18 protein-coding genes and 1 tRNA gene are annotated in these 17,352 nt (G+C 43.0%); 4 read left to right on the top strand and 15 right to left on the bottom strand.

From position 1 onward, the window contains the following. Positions 1–2 precede the first annotated feature (2 nt). The 5 genes from ABFW99_RS13215 to ABFW99_RS13235 all read right to left on the bottom strand — a co-directional run bounded on the left by ABFW99_RS13215 (position 3) and on the right by ABFW99_RS13235 (position 3,176). The gene (locus ABFW99_RS13215) at positions 3–488 is read right to left on the bottom strand and encodes a TlpA family protein disulfide reductase (protein ID WP_349355485.1); all 486 of its coding nucleotides are present in this window, start codon (positions 486–488) and stop codon (positions 3–5) included. Continuing rightward, entirely contained in the window at positions 485–835 is a 351-nt protein-coding gene (locus ABFW99_RS13220; protein WP_349355486.1) for an MGMT family protein, read from the bottom strand. Before ABFW99_RS13220 ends, ABFW99_RS13215 begins: the two co-directional genes overlap by 4 nt. Beyond that, positions 832–1,689 (bottom strand): Rossmann-like and DUF2520 domain-containing protein, encoded by an 858-nt coding sequence (locus ABFW99_RS13225; protein WP_349355487.1) that lies wholly within the window; start codon positions 1,687–1,689, stop codon positions 832–834. The genes ABFW99_RS13220 and ABFW99_RS13225 overlap by 4 nt, the downstream gene beginning before the upstream one ends. 2 nt (positions 1,690–1,691) lie before the next feature. Then, positions 1,692–2,444 (bottom strand): AmmeMemoRadiSam system protein B, encoded by a 753-nt coding sequence (gene amrB / locus ABFW99_RS13230; RefSeq protein ID WP_349355488.1) that lies wholly within the window; start codon positions 2,442–2,444, stop codon positions 1,692–1,694. A gap of 93 nt (positions 2,445–2,537) precedes the next feature. Continuing rightward, positions 2,538–3,176: a 4'-phosphopantetheinyl transferase family protein gene (locus tag ABFW99_RS13235; protein ID WP_349355489.1), complete on the bottom strand. Its 639-nt coding sequence runs from the start codon at positions 3,174–3,176 to the stop codon at positions 2,538–2,540. A 344-nt stretch (positions 3,177–3,520) separates the two neighbouring features. Here ABFW99_RS13235 and ABFW99_RS13240 point away from each other — a divergent pair, with 344 nt between their 5' ends. Continuing rightward, positions 3,521–4,288, top strand: a complete 768-nt coding sequence (locus tag ABFW99_RS13240; protein WP_349355490.1) for a hypothetical protein — start codon at positions 3,521–3,523, stop codon at positions 4,286–4,288. Here the strand turns inward: ABFW99_RS13240 and ABFW99_RS13245 are convergent. The 7 genes from ABFW99_RS13245 to ABFW99_RS13275 form a co-directional block, all read right to left on the bottom strand. Next, positions 4,285–5,487 (bottom strand): site-specific integrase, encoded by a 1,203-nt coding sequence (locus ABFW99_RS13245; RefSeq protein WP_349355491.1) that lies wholly within the window; start codon positions 5,485–5,487, stop codon positions 4,285–4,287. The genes ABFW99_RS13240 and ABFW99_RS13245 overlap by 4 nt on opposite strands. 105 nt (positions 5,488–5,592) lie before the next feature. Then, positions 5,593–5,684 (bottom strand) — tRNA-Ser (locus ABFW99_RS13250). A gap of 72 nt (positions 5,685–5,756) precedes the next feature. Further along, the gene (locus ABFW99_RS13255) at positions 5,757–6,437 is read right to left on the bottom strand and encodes an energy transducer TonB (RefSeq protein ID WP_349355492.1); all 681 of its coding nucleotides are present in this window, start codon (positions 6,435–6,437) and stop codon (positions 5,757–5,759) included. Beyond that, the gene (locus ABFW99_RS13260) at positions 6,434–7,162 is read right to left on the bottom strand and encodes a lysophospholipid acyltransferase family protein (protein ID WP_349355493.1); all 729 of its coding nucleotides are present in this window, start codon (positions 7,160–7,162) and stop codon (positions 6,434–6,436) included. Before ABFW99_RS13260 ends, ABFW99_RS13255 begins: the two co-directional genes overlap by 4 nt. Beyond that, on the bottom strand, positions 7,159–8,097 hold the full coding sequence (murQ, locus tag ABFW99_RS13265; RefSeq protein ID WP_349355494.1) for an N-acetylmuramic acid 6-phosphate etherase: 939 nt from the start codon (positions 8,095–8,097) through the stop codon (positions 7,159–7,161). Before murQ ends, ABFW99_RS13260 begins: the two co-directional genes overlap by 4 nt. A 4-nt stretch (positions 8,098–8,101) precedes the next feature. Next, positions 8,102–9,601, bottom strand: a complete 1,500-nt coding sequence (gene accC, locus ABFW99_RS13270) for an acetyl-CoA carboxylase biotin carboxylase subunit (RefSeq protein ID WP_349355495.1) — start codon at positions 9,599–9,601, stop codon at positions 8,102–8,104. A 68-nt stretch (positions 9,602–9,669) separates the two neighbouring features. Next, the gene (locus ABFW99_RS13275) at positions 9,670–10,647 is read right to left on the bottom strand and encodes a squalene/phytoene synthase family protein (protein WP_349355496.1); all 978 of its coding nucleotides are present in this window, start codon (positions 10,645–10,647) and stop codon (positions 9,670–9,672) included. A 199-nt stretch (positions 10,648–10,846) separates the two neighbouring features. Here ABFW99_RS13275 and ABFW99_RS13280 point away from each other — a divergent pair, with 199 nt between their 5' ends. The 3 genes from ABFW99_RS13280 to ABFW99_RS13290 are packed head-to-tail and all read left to right on the top strand — an operon-like array spanning position 10,847 to position 13,189. Further along, complete coding sequence (locus ABFW99_RS13280) at positions 10,847–11,863, top strand: LacI family DNA-binding transcriptional regulator (protein ID WP_349355497.1); 1,017 nt, start codon at positions 10,847–10,849, stop codon at positions 11,861–11,863. A gap of 4 nt (positions 11,864–11,867) precedes the next feature. Beyond that, positions 11,868–12,821 carry a phosphoribosylaminoimidazolesuccinocarboxamide synthase gene (locus ABFW99_RS13285; RefSeq protein WP_349355498.1) on the top strand — a complete coding sequence of 318 codons (954 nt, stop codon included), beginning with the start codon at positions 11,868–11,870 and terminating at the stop codon, positions 12,819–12,821. Continuing rightward, positions 12,818–13,189 carry a cupin domain-containing protein gene (locus tag ABFW99_RS13290; RefSeq protein ID WP_349355499.1) on the top strand — a complete coding sequence of 124 codons (372 nt, stop codon included), beginning with the start codon at positions 12,818–12,820 and terminating at the stop codon, positions 13,187–13,189. The genes ABFW99_RS13285 and ABFW99_RS13290 overlap by 4 nt, the downstream gene beginning before the upstream one ends. Positions 13,190–13,210: 21 nt before the next feature. Here ABFW99_RS13290 and ABFW99_RS13295 read toward each other — a convergent pair whose 3' ends face one another. From ABFW99_RS13295 to ABFW99_RS13305, 3 genes are all read right to left on the bottom strand, one after another. Continuing rightward, a complete protein-coding gene (locus ABFW99_RS13295) occupies positions 13,211–14,167 on the bottom strand; it encodes a methylenetetrahydrofolate reductase (RefSeq protein ID WP_349355500.1) in 957 nt (318 codons plus the stop codon). Beyond that, positions 14,167–16,863 (bottom strand): methionine synthase, encoded by a 2,697-nt coding sequence (gene metH / locus ABFW99_RS13300; RefSeq protein ID WP_349355501.1) that lies wholly within the window; start codon positions 16,861–16,863, stop codon positions 14,167–14,169. The genes ABFW99_RS13295 and metH overlap by 1 nt, the downstream gene beginning before the upstream one ends. Continuing rightward, positions 16,860–17,352 (bottom strand): homocysteine S-methyltransferase family protein (locus ABFW99_RS13305; RefSeq protein WP_440707519.1); only part of this gene is annotated, 493 nt, incomplete at its 5' end. The genes metH and ABFW99_RS13305, both read right to left, overlap by 4 nt.

Below are 17,352 nucleotides of genomic sequence, written 5' to 3' on the forward strand. Positions count from 1 at the left end.
GCTTAATCCTCATTAATAACATTAAGTAATTCTGATTCAAAAGTCTCCAGTTCGGCTTTTCCTTCCCATGAAACCGTGACCTCACCTTGTCTATTATACACAATGGTAAAGGGAAGTGCACCCGTCCAATCATTAGAAATGGTTGTTATAAACTCATTATCCTTCCCCACTTTAAAATAGGTTTCAAAATCGACCCCTTGTTTTTTCAGAAATGCTTCTGCTTCATCGCGTGCCTCTCTGAAATCACCGGAAACAAAAATCAGTTTAAACTGACCCTCATATTTCTCATTAAGCTCCATCAAATAGGGGAATTCTTCAATACAGGGGGCGCACCAGGTCGCCCAGAAATTCATCAATACCGGCTTCTCGCCTTTATACTCTTCCACCTTGGCCATAACCTGATCAGCTGTGGCATCCACTAAAATTTCATCTCCTGAAAAGGACAGACTCATTGTTAGTAAAAGAATACTGCTTATGATTGTCTTCATACGATATCAGATAACTCCATGGGGTTCCAAAAATGGTTCTCCATATCAACGGTATAATCTTTTTTAAATTGAACTCCCTCCTGCTGGAGTCGTTCTCTCATGGTATCACCTTCAAAGTGAGCGCGACCCGTAAGCTGCCCCAACCGGTTTAATACACGGTGTGCCGGCAAATCATATCCTAAATCATAGCTCTGGTAGTTATTCATTGCATAACCTACCATACGTGCTCCGGACTCTACCCCAAGATAGCGGGCTATGGCACCATATGAAGTTACTTTCCCCTTGGGGATTTGAGCTACCACTTCATACACTCGTTCGTAAAAGTCAGCGGTTTTATCCGAACTCACGATAATAACTTTCTTATTTCTTCAAGAGAAGCTGTTTCACCGTTCTTGCGAATGGAAATTTTAACAGCCTCAATTCCCAGTGTTTTATATAAAGAAAGCAGTTCGGGTACATTTTTCAAACTCTCCACATGTTGTTTTACCGTTTTTAAATCACCACGTGCTATGGGGCCGGTTAAAGCTTCGGTTACACCCAGCTCTTTTACATTCCGGAGGGTGTTTTCCATCAAGGGTGTGATGGCTTTGAGAGCCGTTTCTTCAGGCACGTTTCCCAGTGCAGAAATTTTTGATACCAGTTCAGCCAACACTACCAGGTAATTAGAAGCTACCACAGCGGAAGCATGAAGTAATGGCTTAGCTTTCGGTTCCACCCTAAACATATGAGCTTTAATGCTATCGGTCAGTTTCTCAAGGCTTAGCATGGCAGCCTCATCCCCCTCAACATCAAACCAGGTGTTTTCGAATGTGTATGTTTTTGGGGTGATGGCTTTCATGGGGTGAAATGAAGCTATGGAAGCTCCTGACTTGCTTAGCGGTGCCAACACCCCCGATGCATGAACGCCTGAACAGTGAACTACATTTCTGCCGTTCAAATCAGTATATCTTTCAGATAACTGTGTAGCCACACTTTCAATAGCGTCATCAGAAACGGTTAAAAAAATCAGTTCCCCGAGCTTGTTTTCATTATTTGGAAGACCCTTACTGAAATAGGTATCCGGGTATTTTTTGATCAGATCTGGATCAATTTCCGAACGGTTAAAAACTGAGAGTACTTCATATCCTGATTTAGTCAGCACATTCAGTAGTGCCGAACCCACATTTCCCAATCCGATAATGGTGATGCGGGGTTTTTTCATAATCAGGCCATTTGGACTTCGGTTCGCTTGGCATATCCACAGATATGGGTAGCAGATTCAATGTGATCCAGAAACTCAACATCATACCCCCAGGATCGGGCAACCAAAATACCACTCATAAATGCCCGGGCACCTTTCACGGTTTTCTCGTTACTGTTCAGGTAGTGCATTAAGCCTGATTCTTTGTTATTCACGACAAGCGTTCGGAGCTTTTCAAGCTCTTCCGGACTTGAAGCCGGTACATCACAGCAATACACGATAAGGGCGTTTCTGTTGAGCAGAAGTTCATCCAATGTATAAGCGAGTTCACGAATGATTGCCGGGTCATAATCGCCAATTTGTAAGCTCACCACTTCGAAGTCAGAGAAACAAGACTGCAAAATGGGAAGCTGGGTGTAGAGGCTCATTTCTTTACTGTAGCCTTCATCAGCTATGAAAAAGTCGTCTTCTTCGTCACAAAATTCATTTCTCAGAAAATCATTAACCGGTACTTCCCCAAACCGGGTTTCGAATACTTTATTCGAAGGCATGGCCAGTTTTTTCTGCAGGTGGCCTGTATAAGATTCAATGACAACTACCGTATCAAAGGTTTGATCGACGACGGTTTTATAGGTTGTGCAAAGTTCCCCGAAGTTGTGCTCACCGATGTTGTTTGGAACAAAAAGCATCCGTACATGCTCGGCACTGGTGTTTAAGTGCTTCGCATTTTTAACATGTTCCTGGATCTGATGCTGCGTTAGGCTCTGTACATCCATAATTGTGTGCTGATGATATTTCGTTTGTATAAACAAAAAAGCCCGGAGATACCTTCCCTGCTTTCGGGAGAAACGATATTTCCGAGCTTTTAGTCAAATATGTTTGCTTTGATAAGCTAATGCTATCTGATGATTCGTTAGCCTGAAACTACAAATTTCAAATAATTTATCATTGTTAAATCTTACAGAAAATCGGTTTTTCTGATTTTTTATGATGGTGAGGTCGTTCAGGTTGGTTCTCAGTCCGGTACCCAGGCATTTAACGGCTGCTTCTTTAATTGTCCACAGTTTCACCGGCTGTTCTGATACCAGTGTTTCCAGTTCCTCATCATTCAATATTCTTTTTACTACTGCCGGATTTATTTCCCGGTCTGCAAGTTCAACATCCAGTCCAATATTTTTTGAGAGCGAAAGTGCACAATATACTTTTTCCGGAGAGTGTGAAAAGCTGACATATATAAGTTCATTTTCATGTTGAGCATACGGCTTCCCCATCTCTTCTTTTACCAGGCTTACCTCGTCCGGGGCAATGTTTAAACTATGGATCAAATGCCTGAAAAGGTGACGAGCCGTCAGATACTCAGCTTTTCTTTTGTCACTGGCAAACCCCTGATACTCTTCCAATTCTTCCTTGCTCAGAATATGTGCAGAATAAGAAGCATTAATTTCAGCTTCCCCGAGTAGTACATCATCCGGCCAATAGTCAATGTGTTTGGTCTCCAATCTTTTCATGGAGCAAGTATAAGAATTTTTAGAGGAAGGAGACTGTAATTAGCAATCTAAGATCAGCAAAAAATGGCGGAGAGGGAGGGATTCGAAATAATTCAACAACCTTCGGTTTATCATTAATGACACCACTAAATCTATATAAACTTTACTCTATATGAAAGTGGTCACCAGAATATAAGCCTCTCTCCTATGTCCTGATAAAACTAAAGTTAGTTGTTGTTTCGAGCGTAATCAGTTAGATTCCGATCGAACTAAAACGAGAAAGTAATCGGGGTTCTCATCCGCTTTCGGGAAAGCAAAAATACGGAGAGCGAGGGATTCGAACCCCCGGAGACCGCGAAGTATATATGGAACATACAAAAAAATATTGGCTTTTTTACCTAATCGTCTTAGCAATTATTATAGTATTTGGCTCTTATACAATCAAGTTTTACGATACAACTTGGACAAACAATATCTCACTTTGGGGAAGTTTTGGAGACTATTTAGGAGGTACTTTTGGAGTTATTATAAACTTGCTTGCTGTAATTCTGATTTATTTAACATTTAGAGACCAACAAAACTTTATAAAATCCCAAAGAAAAAATAACATTCTAAATGTTATCTCAACTTCTATTGATCAAAAAGAAAAAAAGTTAGAAAAGATTGAATACAAAAAATTCTCTGATATCAAGAATTCTACAAGTAGAAGTAACCCAAAGTTCCTTGGAAGTGACGCGCTAAACAACATGCTAAAAGATTTGCACTTATTCTTGGTGGAAAAGAAAGGGGAATATGATAACAAGAGTGATCTTAGAGATGATTCATATATGTATACAATATTTTATTCTCTGCAACTTGTAATACCTTTTTTAAAAACCGTTAAAAATGCTTTTTCAATAATAAAAATGTCGGGTCTTAACACAGAGACACAGAAGTTTCTGGTAGATTTTTATAGTGCTTCATTATCAAATAATGAAATCTTTCTGATTTATCTTGTTTCAAAACACCATTATGATACCTTCGGAGAAAAAGACACATATGGATTTAATGGATTATATAATATTTGCGATGAGTTCAATTTGTTTGATGAAATTGAAAAGGATTATTATGAAAACATTTTAAATAGAGCCTAAAATTTGGTTTTAAGTTGTTGAAGTTCATTATTAACTGAATTAGAAGATATCCTCGCATAATGCTCTGTAGAACTCCGTGAGCTATGGCCCATTAAAATCTGAACCACTTCCATAGGTACTCCTTTATTAAGTGTTACCGTGGTAGCAAATGTATGGCGAGCCACATGAAAAGTGAGCTTCTTTTTTAATCGAGCTAAATCGGCAATCTCTTTCAGGTAGGCATTACAATTCTGATTACTGGTAACGGGTAGTACTACATCATCATACTTTGGGTTTTGCTTCTCATACTTCCGATAAATCTTCATCGCTGGTGGAAGCAGGATTAACCGTACAGGTTCTTTTGTTTTTGTTCGTCGGGTATTAATCCATATCTCTCCATCCTCTTCCCGTAGATTCTTGTAGGTCAGGTTTTTTAAATCCTTATAGCTGAGTCCGGTAAAACAGGAAAAGACAAAAAAGTCTTTCACTTTTTGGAGACGGTTGATACCCTTTAAATCGACTTCTTGAATAGCCTTGAGTTCTTCATCGGTCAAGAATGTTGGGATTTTCTTCTTTTCTCTCCTTTTATAGTTCACGAATGGATTTTTATCAATCCAGCCGTTATTGAAACCTTTGAGTACGATCTTCTTAATTCCGTCCAGATATTTAAGGGCCGTGTTATGGCTCAGATCAAACTCTGACTTCAAATGACTCTCTAAGTCTTGAATAAACGCCAGATTGATCTCCCGCATTGGTACATCACCCTGACCTTTCTCCTGCCAGATAAAATCTTCGAGGCATTCCTTGATGCGTTCATACTTTGTGTAAGTGGCTTCAGCGTATTCCGTGCCTACCAGCTTTTTAATCTGCCGGTTATGTACTTCGAACTCTTCGATGATCTTACGTACTTCGATCTTCTTGCCCGTTACAATATCCCGAATCTCTTTAGCCGTTATGAGTTTATCCTGAAGCAACAACTGATTGTAGGCTTTTAACGCCTTCACCTTAATTACATCCAAGTAATTGTTGACTTCTTCTAAATACTCCGTGCTTTCAGAAGTCTTTTGCTTCTTATTAACCCAGTCTTTCGGTTTGACCTTGCGTTTCGTTGAGAACTCAACCCTGTCTCCTTCTACTTCAATTCTGGCGTAGATTGGGCAAGTACCGTCTTTGCGCATTTTATTTTTTCTGATAATGTAGGATAAGCTATAATTACTCATGTGCTGGTGACCATTTTCGTGAATGTTAAATGGTCATCAATGAGTTCACCTGAGAGTTGTTAGAAGTAGTTTACCAACTCCCGTTAAACCAAGAAAAGCAAAAAATGGCGGAGAGGGAGGGATTCGAACCCTCGGTACCCCGGAAGGGGCACACTCGCTTTCCAGGCGAGCCCGTTCGACCGCTCTGGCACCTCTCCGTTTGAAAATAGATGAAAAGCCTTATCGAAGGGCGCCTAAGATAGAAGTATTTATAGCCTATTTCAACGTATTTAGAAGCCAATATTAAAACTATTTTCCACATAGGTTTTAACCGGCCTTCCGTTGTCTTTAGCCGGGGTAAACCGCCATTTGGCAGCCGCCTGTAATACAGCTTCCATTATTCCATAGCCAATTTGGTTTACCTCCTCGTAATTTCCGCTTCCGTCATACACTCTGATTTCTGAGATATAGTAGTCTTCTACCTGCCCTTTTGTGCCTACTAAAAAGGTAACCTTTACCCGGGCTTTTATATTTGCACGTTGGGCGGCATCCGGAACCGTAGGTTCTACAATCCGAACCAGGCCGGCCGGCTGTTCAGGGCTTCCAACGAATTCACCCTCCCCTTGTGCCTCAGAAAATCCCTCTTCCCCGTCTGCATCATATTTTGTGAGCAAATCATCAAAGTCAGGGAAATCAATTTCTTGCTCTATCACTTCATCGTTGGGTACCGGAACGGGAACTTGTGGTCTGGGCGGGGCAGCCGGTGCCGAAGTCTGTTTAGTGATGATAGAATTCTCCACATAAATAACTTCATCGGTGAAGGTATCTTCGTATTCTTTAGGGAGACTTTCGGGGATGGGCCAGAATTTTAATAAGCCAATGATCAGTAATTCCGCACATATCAGTGATAACATGAACCGGTGTTCATGTTTGAATTCACCATAATAGATGTCGCGGAACTTATCGATCAAGTACGTTTGAGTTCGGTTAACTGTTGTTGCATAAGCAATCGTGTGTGGTCTTTTAGTTCCCTCATGTCTTCAAAATCAGAAGGATCGAGAGAGTCAAGTACCTTAAGCCGGAAGTGAACTTTCGGATTCAGGTTCTTAGAACCGGACGGCATAGCGTCGAAACCACCATCAATTACCATGGGCTGTAACTTAAAACCATATTCCCTGGCAAGAAGAAACGGCCCGTTCTTGAACGGTTTAAGTTCCCCATCCATTGTGCGGGTTCCCTCCGGAAAAATCATAACCGGCACCAAGTCTTTCAATGGCTCCACTAAATTATCGAGCTTTTTGAGTGCTGTTTTGCTGGATCGGTTGATCGTAAGATGCCCGGTAAGCCAAACCAGCCAGCCCATAACCGGAATATAGGTGAGGCTCTTCTTGGAAACCCATTTCATTTTCCAGGGCAAGTGATAGATAAAAGCCATATCCAAAAAGCTCTGATGGTTTGATACAAAAATGGTGGGCTCGGATGGATCGTACTTTTCTGTGTCTTCAAACTCCATTTTCCAGCCCTGGCTGGCTTTCATCATGCACCTGGCCATTAGTGAAAGCGTGAAGTTCGGGGCTTTCCTGTATTTATCGAATGGAAATGTAACTATAAAGACTGCCAGTATGATCACAAAGAAAACAAGAAACAACAGCGAAAAATAACTGAATACCCAGATGCTAAATAGCCGTCTCATCATTTTTCATTAATACCTAATAGTGCTTTTCTGACAAAGCCGCCGTTTTTCTTTAATAGTTTTTTGGCTTCCTCCAGGTTTAAGCCACCCAAAGCCATCAGCAAGGCCGTTTTCACGTGCCCATTAGCTTCATCTAACAGAGATTCCGCTTTTTCGTAATCAACTTCTGAGAATATCATTAGAATGCGTTTAGCCCGCTCTTCCAGTTTCTTATTAGAAAGCATCAGATCAACCATCACATTCTCATAAATCTTCCCCTGCCTGATCATCGCACCGGTGGTAATCATATTGAGCACCATTTTCTGAGCCGTTCCGCTTTTCATACGCGTACTTCCCATAATTACTTCCGGCCCAACGGGTACATCAATCAGGTAATCCACGTCAAGATCTATTTGCTCGGCCGGAACCGTAGTTACCAAAATGGTTTTGCATCCGCGTTTGGCTGCTTCTTTAATGGCACCATGAACATATGGGGTTCGGCCACTTGCGGCCAGTCCGCACACTATATCGGGCGGTGCAACCTTGGCTTCTTCAACGGCTTCAGCGCCAATTTCCTCAGAATCTTCTGCTCCTTCCTGTGCTACAAACATAGCGGCTTCTCCACCGGCTATAAATCCTTCAACCTGCTCAGGTGGAGTTCCGAATGTAGGCGGACATTTCTGCCGCGTCAAGTACCCCAAGCCTTCCGCTGGTTCCTGCACCAAAATAAAGTAAGCGCCCCCCATTTGAAAAGCATCGCTCACCAACTCAATGACTTCCGCAATCACATCAACCTTCTTTTCTACCTGAAGGGCCACCTTCTGGTCTTCAGCATTTATCAATCGGGCAATTTCACCGGCTGAGGCTAAATCAATTTCGAGTGTTGAAGAATTTCTTTTCTCTGTAGCTAAGCTTTCGAGTTTCTTGAATAGTTTTTTCTTCTCTTCTGTAGAATTCAATGTCTTAATTTCCTTTTCTGTTTTTCCACCAAAGGGCTGGCTCTCCTACTCCGTTCTGCAACAAAGTTTGGCTCTCCGGTTCTGATTGGTTTTTGAATTTTAGCAGCGATGCTGCCAATGCTATATCCTCAGCAGGCTGCTCTTCCTGCATGTCTTCCGGCTTAAAGTGATCTTTCACGAAATGAGTATCATATTTTGCTTCGATAAAGGCCGGATGTTTGAGGGTAAATTCACAGAACGGAATGGTAGTTCTGCAACCGGCAATCTCATATTCATCCAGTGCACGAAGCATTCGTTTCCTGGCAATTTCGCGATCCGGGCCGTGCACACTCAATTTGGAAATCATGGGGTCATAATTGATCGTAATTTGTTGCCCCTCTTCCACTCCGGCATCCACACGAATTCCCGATCCGGTTGGAGCACGGTGCTTTTTCAGAAGCCCGGTACTCGGCAGGAAGTTATCAGCAGGATCTTCTGCATAAATCCTGCACTCGATGGCGTGGCCGTTTATTGCTAAGTCTGCCTGTTTGATGGGAAGTTCTTTTCCTTCGGCTACCAGAATCTGAAGTGCCACTAAATCCACACCGGTAATCATTTCTGTAACCGGATGCTCTACCTGAAGCCTTGTATTCATTTCAAGGAAGTAGAAATTGAAGTGTTTATCTACCAAAAACTCTATGGTTCCGGCCCCCACATAATCCACGGCTTTGGCAGCTCCAATAGCAGCTTCGGCCATGTCAGCTCTAAGCTCATCTGTTAATAATGCACAAGGTGCTTCTTCAATTACTTTTTGGTGACGTCGCTGAACCGAGCACTCCCGGTCATATACATGGAGAACGTTTCCATGAGTGTCGGCCATAATCTGAAACTCCACATGCCGCGGTTCTTCTAAATATTTTTCTATGTAGATACGGTCGTCCCCGAATGCATTTCGGGCTTCCGATTTTGCAGCTTTAATGCTGGCCTCAAACTCTTCTTTTTTGTGGACAATACGCATTCCTTTTCCACCACCACCGGCAGCAGCTTTTACAAGAATCGGGTAACCGATGTCATCAGCTACACTTCGGGCTTCTTCAATGTCTTTTAGTTCACTTTTCAGTCCGGGAGGTGTAGGGATACCGGCTTTTGTGACCAGCTCCCGTGCGGCTGTCTTGTCTCCCATCAGGCGAATAGCTTTGGGTTCCGGTCCAATGAAAATGATGTTTTCTTTTTTACAGCGTTCAGCAAATGCAGCGTTTTCGCTCAGAAATCCATACCCGGGGTGAACGGCATCTGCCCCGGTCTGTTTTACGGCATCCACAATTTTATCGATCACCAGATAACTTTCGGAAGAAGCTGCTTCTCCTATAAATACTGATTCGTCTGCATGTAACACGTGGGGCGAGTGTGCATCGGGACGAGAATAAACCGCCACCGTTTTTATGCCAAGTTCTTTACAGGTATGAATTACCCGAAGTGCAATTTCTCCACGATTAGCTACCAGTACTTTCTTAATATCCGCCATAAAATCCTGTTTACTTTTTGCCTAATAATAGGGCTTTACGGAAAGATTCTCCAAGCAAAAAGCAGATTTTAACCGGCTGTTTTTAAATCAAAGAAAGCCTTGGGTAAAATGGAAAGTTTTTCGGTGTAATTAAGATAGGCGCGATGATCAAACACATTATAATCGTTCTCCTCAATTTTGTCGAGTATCCGGCCATAGTTGTGACGAGCTAGATATACCGGTAACCGGCTGTCTCTCGAGAGCAAAGCAATTCCTTTATCAGCTTGAGTATAATATTCCCGGGCTCGCTCAATCTGGAATTCCATCAGGCTCTTAAACTTTGCATCCACAGAATAAGAGAATAGTTCCTCTTCCTCTATCCCGTATTCCTGTAGCTCATTTTGCGGTATGTATATACGGCCGCGGCGCAAGTCTTCCCCAATATCACGTAATATGTTGGTAAGCTGCATGGCAATACCGAGTTCAACCGCGTAATCCAAAGCTTTGTTATCCACATAGCCGAATACTTCGCTGGTCATCAACCCTACAACCGATGCCACCTTGTAGGAATAATCATAAACTTCCTCAAAATCCTTGAATCGGCTTTTTACCAAATCTGTCTTTACCCCATCCATCAGCAGAAAAGGAAGGTCCATTGAGATTTTATATTTCCTGAGGGTATCAGAAAATGCGATAAGTATGGGATCATCTACAATCCGGCCTTCATATACATCGATCAGTCGTTGCTTGAAAGTCTCCAGCTTTTCATCAACCAGATCAACCGCGATTTTCCGGTTATGAACCAAATCTTCGGCTTCGTCCACCAGGTCATCGAGGTATCGGCAGAGTCCGTAGATTGCGAAAATTCCCCGTTGCTTTTCGTTAGGCAGGAATCGTGTTGCCATATAGAAAGTCTTGGCATACTTTTTTGTGATGCTCCTGCAATGAGAATAAGCTTCCTTGAGCAGATCATCCTGCAAATCATCTATCACCGATTTGTGAAAAGATGTTCGCTCGTAAAGCGGACGAATTACATAATATGGTATGCGGAAGATATTGGTAATCATAATAATTTCTTTCTCATTTGCTAAAGCTTTAATTAGTCGGAAAAAGTTCCCGTGTCTGTCAGATAATTAACGGTTGAACTCTATAACATTTAGAAAAGAAGATGTTTATACTTCAGACTTCTATTTGTTTATATTCGGATAATTTCTAGCTACTATCTTTTAAGTTCACGAGTAAATACTGCTAAATAATTGAGATGCAATGAATAAAAAAGTCACCATTTATGATGTTGCCAAACGTGCGGAGGTTGCGATATCTACCGTTTCGAGGGTGCTTAACGGTTCTGAGAATGTCTCGAAAGTAACGAAAGAGAAAGTTGAGAAGGCAATTGATGACCTCAATTTTCGCCCACAGGTTAATGCCCGTAAACTTGCCAGTAAGGAACCGCAGATGCTTGCCATTGCCGTTCCCTCGTTTACCACACCTTACTTTAATGAAGTATTGAAAGGCGTTAAAGATGAGATCAAGAAAATGGATCTCGATATCATCATGTATAACACCGGTTCCAAACAACCCGAAGAAGCCGTTCAAAACTTTTTTGACCGTGGTACAGCCGATGCGGCTATCCTGCTTTCTATCGATGTGAGCGAAAAGGTACACAAACTTATTCAGGCTACCCGAACACCGGCAGTATTGGTGAATGCCTCACACGCCTCCTACGACTATTTTATGCTGAATGACTATCGCGGAGGGTATCTGGCCGGAGAACATCTGGTGAAGCAAGGCTTTGAGGAGCTGGGAATGATTACCAGTGTGGTTGAGTCGAGAGCATCTCTTCAACGCATTCAGGGATTTAAAGACGCTCTGAAAAACTATAAGATGAAAATCGATAATTCTTTATTCAAGAGTGGCGATTCTACAAAGCACGGTGGGTTTACTGAAGAATCCGGCTTCGAGGCTATCTACAAATTTGATAAACAGGGTAAATTTCCGGATGCTATTTTCTGCTCTAATGACACTCAAGCTGTGGGTGCCATCTATGCCCTATCAAAACTGGGGATGAAAGTTCCTGATGATGTGGCTATCATGGGGTACGACAACATCAAACTAAGTAAATACCTTGACTTGACGACCATTGATCAAAAAATGTATACCATTGGCGTACAGGCTACCAAGCGATTGGCAGAGATCATCAAAAAACCGGGTGATGGGTTATACCAGACTACCATAGATCCGGTGTTGGTTAAACGAGGTTCAACAGAAAATAAAAAGGCATAATACGTTGAGTTCTGATTTTACTACCCACGAAGCCCTGGAACATTGCATTACTCATACAGATGTACCCGCTCTTCCCGAACCCTATAAAGGCAAGGTTCGCGAAGTATATCCTTTAGATAATGATCGTCTTGGAATTGTGGTAACCGACCGGATTTCGGCTTTCGATCACATAATGAGGCAAGCCATTCCTTTTAAAGGACAAATTCTGAATCAGCTTGCCGCTTTTTCATTCGAGAAAGTGAAAGATATTGTGGCCACCCATATCATTGATGTTCTCCACCCCAATGTGACGATCGCCAAAAAATGTGAAACGGTTCCCATAGAAGTAGTTGTACGTGCATACCTAACCGGCCATGCATGGAGAGTGTATAAATCAGATGAACGAACCCTCTGCGGAGTTGAAATGCCGGATGGACTTAATGAGCATGATAAATTTCCCTCCCCCATTTTAACTCCGGCAACCAAAGCCCTGGAAGGTCACGACGAAGACATTTCAGAAGAAGAAATCCTTTCCCGTAAAATCGTTGAGCCGGCTCTCTGGAATGAAATTAAAGAGGCAGCATTCCGGCTTTTTGAACGGGGCACCAAAGTTGCAGCCGAGCAAGGACTTATACTCGTGGATACCAAATACGAGTTCGGATTATATAAGGGCGAGCTTACGTTGATTGATGAAGTACACACCACCGACTCCTCCCGGTATTTCTATAAAGACGGTTATGAAGAACGCCAGGCCAAAGGAGAAGGACAGAAACAGCTGTCCAAAGAATTTCTGCGGGAATGGCTGATGAAGCACGACTTTCAGGGACTGGAAGGACAAACCCTGCCTGACCTTCCCGATGAATTTCGTATGGAAGTGTATAACCGCTATGCTGAACTGTTCGAAATGTTGACCGGGAATAAATTTAAACCGGTGTTGGAGAAGAACTTCAACAAGACATTGGGGGAGATTCTGAGATGAACCTACCCGTTAATATTGTTGAGAAGTTTAAGCTATTCGATGAATACTGGACTCCCAAAATAGTTGGAGAACTGAACGATCAGTATATTAAACTGGCCAAGCTGAAAGGCGAATTTGTATGGCACAGCCATGAACAGGAAGACGAGTTATTTTATATTGTTAAGGGAGAGCTCAAGCTCAAATTCAGAGGGAAAAAAGAAGTAGTTCTCAAAGAGGGTGAAATGTATATTGTGCCGGCGGGTGTCGAGCACTTCCCTATTGCTGAGCATGAATGCTGGGTATTGTTAATCGAGCCAAAATCAACGCTGCATACCGGCACCACTCAGGCAGAAGGCACAGTGGCTGTTGAGGATCAGGAGTGGATTTGATTGAGACAAATCAATAAGTGATCAAAACAACTCTTTAGCCACCTCATACACCGAAGTTGATTTCCCCATGGAATAATAATGAAGGCTGGGAACACCAAACTCCATCAGTTCTTTGGACTGCTGAACGGTCCACTCAATGCCAACCTGCACCACCTCTTCTTTGGTTTTACACTCTTCGATGGCTTTGGAAAGCTCCATCGGCAGATCCACATGAAAAAGCTGAGGAAGTATGGTGAGCTGTTTTTTTGAAGTGATAGGTTTCAGCCCCGGAATAATGGGCAAAGTAATTCCTGCTTGCCTGCATTTTTCCACAAAATCGAAATAGCACTTGTTATCGAAGAACATTTGGGTAACAATGTAATCTCCCCCGATTTCCTGTTTCAGTTTCAGGTATTTTAAATCGGTTTGCATGTTTGGGGCGGCGAAGTGCTTCTCCGGGTAACCGGCTACACCAATACAAAAATCAGATGGCTTGGCGTTTTCCAGTTCTTCATCCAAATAAATCCCCTTATTCAAATCCACTACCTGCTCTATTAATTCCGATGCATAAGCATGTCCTCCCGGCTCCGGTTTAAACTCCCGCTCGGGCTTTCGGGTATCTCCCTGGATGAGAAGCACATTGTCAATTCCCAGAAAATTCAGGTCTATCAGTGCATTCTCGGTGTCCTCTTTGGTGAAGCCTCCACAGATGATATGAGGCACCGCATCCACATTGTAATGATTTTGAATGGCGGCACATATTCCTACCGTTCCGGGGCGTTTTCTTACTGTTTTACGCTCTAAAAGCCCGTTTTCCCGCTTCTTGTATACAAATTCCTCTCGGTGATAGGTCACATCCACAAAAGGAGGGTTAAACTCCATCAACGGATCCATATGGTCAAATAAGGACCGGATATTTTGCCCCTTCAGTGGCGGTAAAACTTCAAATGAGAACAGTGTATCACCATTCGCCTTTTCAATATGTTCAGTTACTTTCATTATTTACCTGGCTCGTAGTCTAAAATTGGAGAAAGCCATTTCTCAACTTTCTCTTTCGAAGATGATTTTCGTTGTGCGTAATTAGTGACCTGATCTTCCCCGATATCCCCCACTCTGAAGTACCCGGATTGAGGATGAGAAAAGTAAAACCCGCTTACCGATGATGCAGGATACATCGCACATGATTCTGTGAGTTCGATTTCTGCATTTTTCTTTACATCCAGTAAATCAAAAAGTATGCGCTTTTCGGTATGGTCGGGACAGGCCGGATACCCGGGTGCAGGGCGAATTCCGGAATATGCTTCAGCTATCAATTGTTCATTGCTGAAGTTTTCTTCATCCGAATATCCCCAAAATTCTTTCCGTACCCGTTCGTGCATGCGTTCGGCAAAAGCTTCGGCCAGCCGGTCGGCTACGGCTTTTACCAATATCACATTATAATCGTCATTTACTTTCTCGTATTCCTTAATGATTGCCTCAATGCCCAAACCGGCTGTTACGGCAAAAAACCCGATATAGTCCGTTATTCCTGACTCTTTCGGAGCAATAAAATCTGCCAAGCAGGAATTTGACTGTCCGGCTCGTTTTTTGGTTTGCTGCCTGAGAAAGTGGAATTGGGTTATCTGCTTCGATCGTTTCTCATCGTCAAAGAGATGTACATTATCTGCATGACTATTTGCTGGATAGAAACCTATTACAGCCTTTGCCTGTAACCGGTTTTCTTTTACTATGCGATCGATGAGTGCCTGGGCGTCATCAAAAAGAGATTGTGCCTGCGTTCCTACTTCCTCATCTTCAAGGATATCCGGGTATTTTCCGGTAAGCATCCAGGTCCTGAAGAAAGGCGACCAGTCAATGTAGTTTCGAAGTTCAGAAATCGGGTAATCGTCAAAAACCCTGGTTCCCAGAAATGAAGGTCTGGGCGGTTCATATTCATTCCAGTCAATATCTATCTTATTGGCTTTTGCTTCTTCATATGTAAGCAGCTCCTTCTGGTTCTGCCGGCTTTCATGCTGCTTTCTAAGCTCTTCGTATTCCTTCTTCACCTCTATCCGAACTCCATTCTTCCGCTTTTCGCTGATCACATCTCCGGCGATGGAAACAGCTCTTGAAGCATCCAACACATGAATTATAGAGCCGTCGTATTCAGGATCAATTTTTACAGCTGTGTGGAGACGTGACGTTGTAGCTCCCCCAATCAGTAATGGCAAGTCCAACTTTCTTTTCTTCATCTCCCGTGCCACATGAATCATTTCATCAAGTGAAGGGGTAATTAACCCGCTCAATCCAATAGCGTCCACATTATGCTTTTCGGCTTCATCGAGGATCTTATCAGCCGGGACCATTACCCCAAGATCAACCACATTGTAGTTATTACAGGCCAGTACCACGCTTACAATATTCTTACCGATATCATGTACATCACCCTTAACGGTAGCCAGCAAAACTTTGGGCTGTTCGCTGGTGTCTTTGTTCTTAGCCTTTTCTTCCTCAAGATAAGGTGTGAGGTAAGCCACTGCCTGTTTCATCACACGAGCGCTTTTTACCACCTGCGGCAGAAACATTTTCCCGGAACCGAACAGGTCGCCCACTACATTCATCCCATCCATCAGCGGACCTTCGATTACTTCCAGCGGACTTCCGTACTTTTGACGAGCTTCTTCAGCATCCTCCTCTACATACTCATTAATACCTTTTACCAGGGAATGGCTTAAACGCTCTTCAACCGGTTTCTTTCGCCATTCATCATCGGTTTTCTTTCGGGATGAAGAAGACTCTCCTTTATACTCCCCGGCTATTTCGAGCAACCGTTCGGTAGCATCGTCTGTGCGGTCAAAGAGCACATCTTCCACTCGTTCCAGCAGGTCTTCCGGAATGTCATCGTACACTTCCAGCTGAGTCGGATTCACAATTCCCATATCCATGCCATGTTGAATACCGTGATACAGAAAAGCAGAGTGAATAGCTTCCCGTACCCGGTTATTCCCCCGGAATGAAAACGACACGTTGCTGACCCCGCCTATTACATGAGCTCCGGGTAAATTTTCACGAATCCATTTAGCAGCAAGAAAAAAATCGACTGCATTTCGCCGGTGCTCCTCCATTCCTGTGGCCACCGGAAATATATTGGGGTCTAAAATGATATCTGAAGGGTCAAAACCGGCTTCTTCTGTCAGAATTTTATAAGCACGTCCACAAATCTCTTTTCGTCGTGGTAAGGTATCGGCCTGCCCGTCTTCATCAAATGCCATACAAATAACCGCTGCTCCAAAACGACGTATGATCCGTGCTCTTCGTAAGAACTCCTCTTCTCCGTCTTTCAAGCTGATGGAATTCACCACGCCTTTTCCCTGTATGCATTTTAGCCCTGCCAGAATAACTTCCCACTTTGAGGAATCAACCATGACGGGGATTTTTGCAATGTCAGGATCAGAAGCTATAAGATTAAGGAAGTTGGTCATTTCCCGGACACTATCGAGCATTCCCTCATCCATATTCACATCCAGAATTTGAGCCCCGCCTTGTACCTGATCAAGAGCTACCTTCAGCGCATTATCATATTCTTTATTCTTTATGTAATTAAGAAAAGTTCTTGAACCCGTTACGTTTGTGCGCTCTCCGACATTTACAAAATTGGAGTCTTCAGTGATTACAAGGGGTTCCAGTCCGCTTAACTTCAGTGGAAGTGTCTTCATATTAAACAGCTACTGCCTCCGCCCTTTTTCGGGGGTTCGTATTTACGTGCCAGCTCAGCCATTTTCGAGATATGTGCAGGAGTAGTACCACAACAACCACCCAGAATATTCACCAGATTATCTTCCAAATATTTCTCCACTTCCCGCCCCATCAGCTCTGGACCCTGATCATATTCCCCAAACTCATTCGGAAGTCCGGCATTCGGGTAAGCACTGACAAAGAAATCAGACTTATCAGCCAAGTTTTGCAGATATGGTTGAAGTTGTTTTGCTCCCAGTGCGCAATTGAATCCAACACTTAGAATTGGAGCATGAGACACAGAGATCAAAAACGCTTCTACCGTTTGACCGGAAAGCGTTCTTCCCGAAGCGTCGGTAATAGTTCCGGAAACCATAATGGGTAACGATTCTCCCCGCTCATCAAATAACTCTTGAATGGCAAAAAGAGCTGCTTTAGCGTTCAGTGTGTCAAAAATAGTTTCTACAAGT

The sequence above is a fragment of the Gracilimonas sp. BCB1 genome, assembly GCF_040117685.2.
Taxonomy (GTDB): domain Bacteria; phylum Bacteroidota; class Rhodothermia; order Balneolales; family Balneolaceae; genus Gracilimonas.

Excerpts from the sequence above, each read along its gene's own strand:
- ABFW99_RS13235 (WP_349355489.1), bottom strand. The coding sequence starts at position 3,176 with ATGAAAAGATTGGAGACCAAACACATTGACTATTGGCCGGATGATGTA.
- metH (WP_349355501.1), bottom strand. The coding sequence starts at position 16,863 with ATGAAGACACTTCCACTGAAGTTAAGCGGACTGGAACCCCTTGTAATC.
- ABFW99_RS13280 (WP_349355497.1), top strand. The coding sequence starts at position 10,847 with ATGAATAAAAAAGTCACCATTTATGATGTTGCCAAACGTGCGGAGGTT.
- ABFW99_RS13240 (WP_349355490.1), top strand. The coding sequence starts at position 3,521 with ATGGAACATACAAAAAAATATTGGCTTTTTTACCTAATCGTCTTAGCA.
- ABFW99_RS13275 (WP_349355496.1), bottom strand. The coding sequence starts at position 10,647 with ATGATTACCAATATCTTCCGCATACCATATTATGTAATTCGTCCGCTT.
- ABFW99_RS13260 (WP_349355493.1), bottom strand. The coding sequence starts at position 7,162 with ATGATGAGACGGCTATTTAGCATCTGGGTATTCAGTTATTTTTCGCTG.
- accC (WP_349355495.1), bottom strand. The coding sequence starts at position 9,601 with ATGGCGGATATTAAGAAAGTACTGGTAGCTAATCGTGGAGAAATTGCA.
- ABFW99_RS13215 (WP_349355485.1), bottom strand. The coding sequence starts at position 488 with ATGAAGACAATCATAAGCAGTATTCTTTTACTAACAATGAGTCTGTCC.
- ABFW99_RS13225 (WP_349355487.1), bottom strand. The coding sequence starts at position 1,689 with ATGAAAAAACCCCGCATCACCATTATCGGATTGGGAAATGTGGGTTCG.
- ABFW99_RS13295 (WP_349355500.1), bottom strand. The coding sequence starts at position 14,167 with ATGAAAGTAACTGAACATATTGAAAAGGCGAATGGTGATACACTGTTC.
- ABFW99_RS13290 (WP_349355499.1), top strand. The coding sequence starts at position 12,818 with ATGAACCTACCCGTTAATATTGTTGAGAAGTTTAAGCTATTCGATGAA.
- amrB (WP_349355488.1), bottom strand. The coding sequence starts at position 2,444 with ATGGATGTACAGAGCCTAACGCAGCATCAGATCCAGGAACATGTTAAA.
- ABFW99_RS13245 (WP_349355491.1), bottom strand. The coding sequence starts at position 5,487 with ATGAGTAATTATAGCTTATCCTACATTATCAGAAAAAATAAAATGCGC.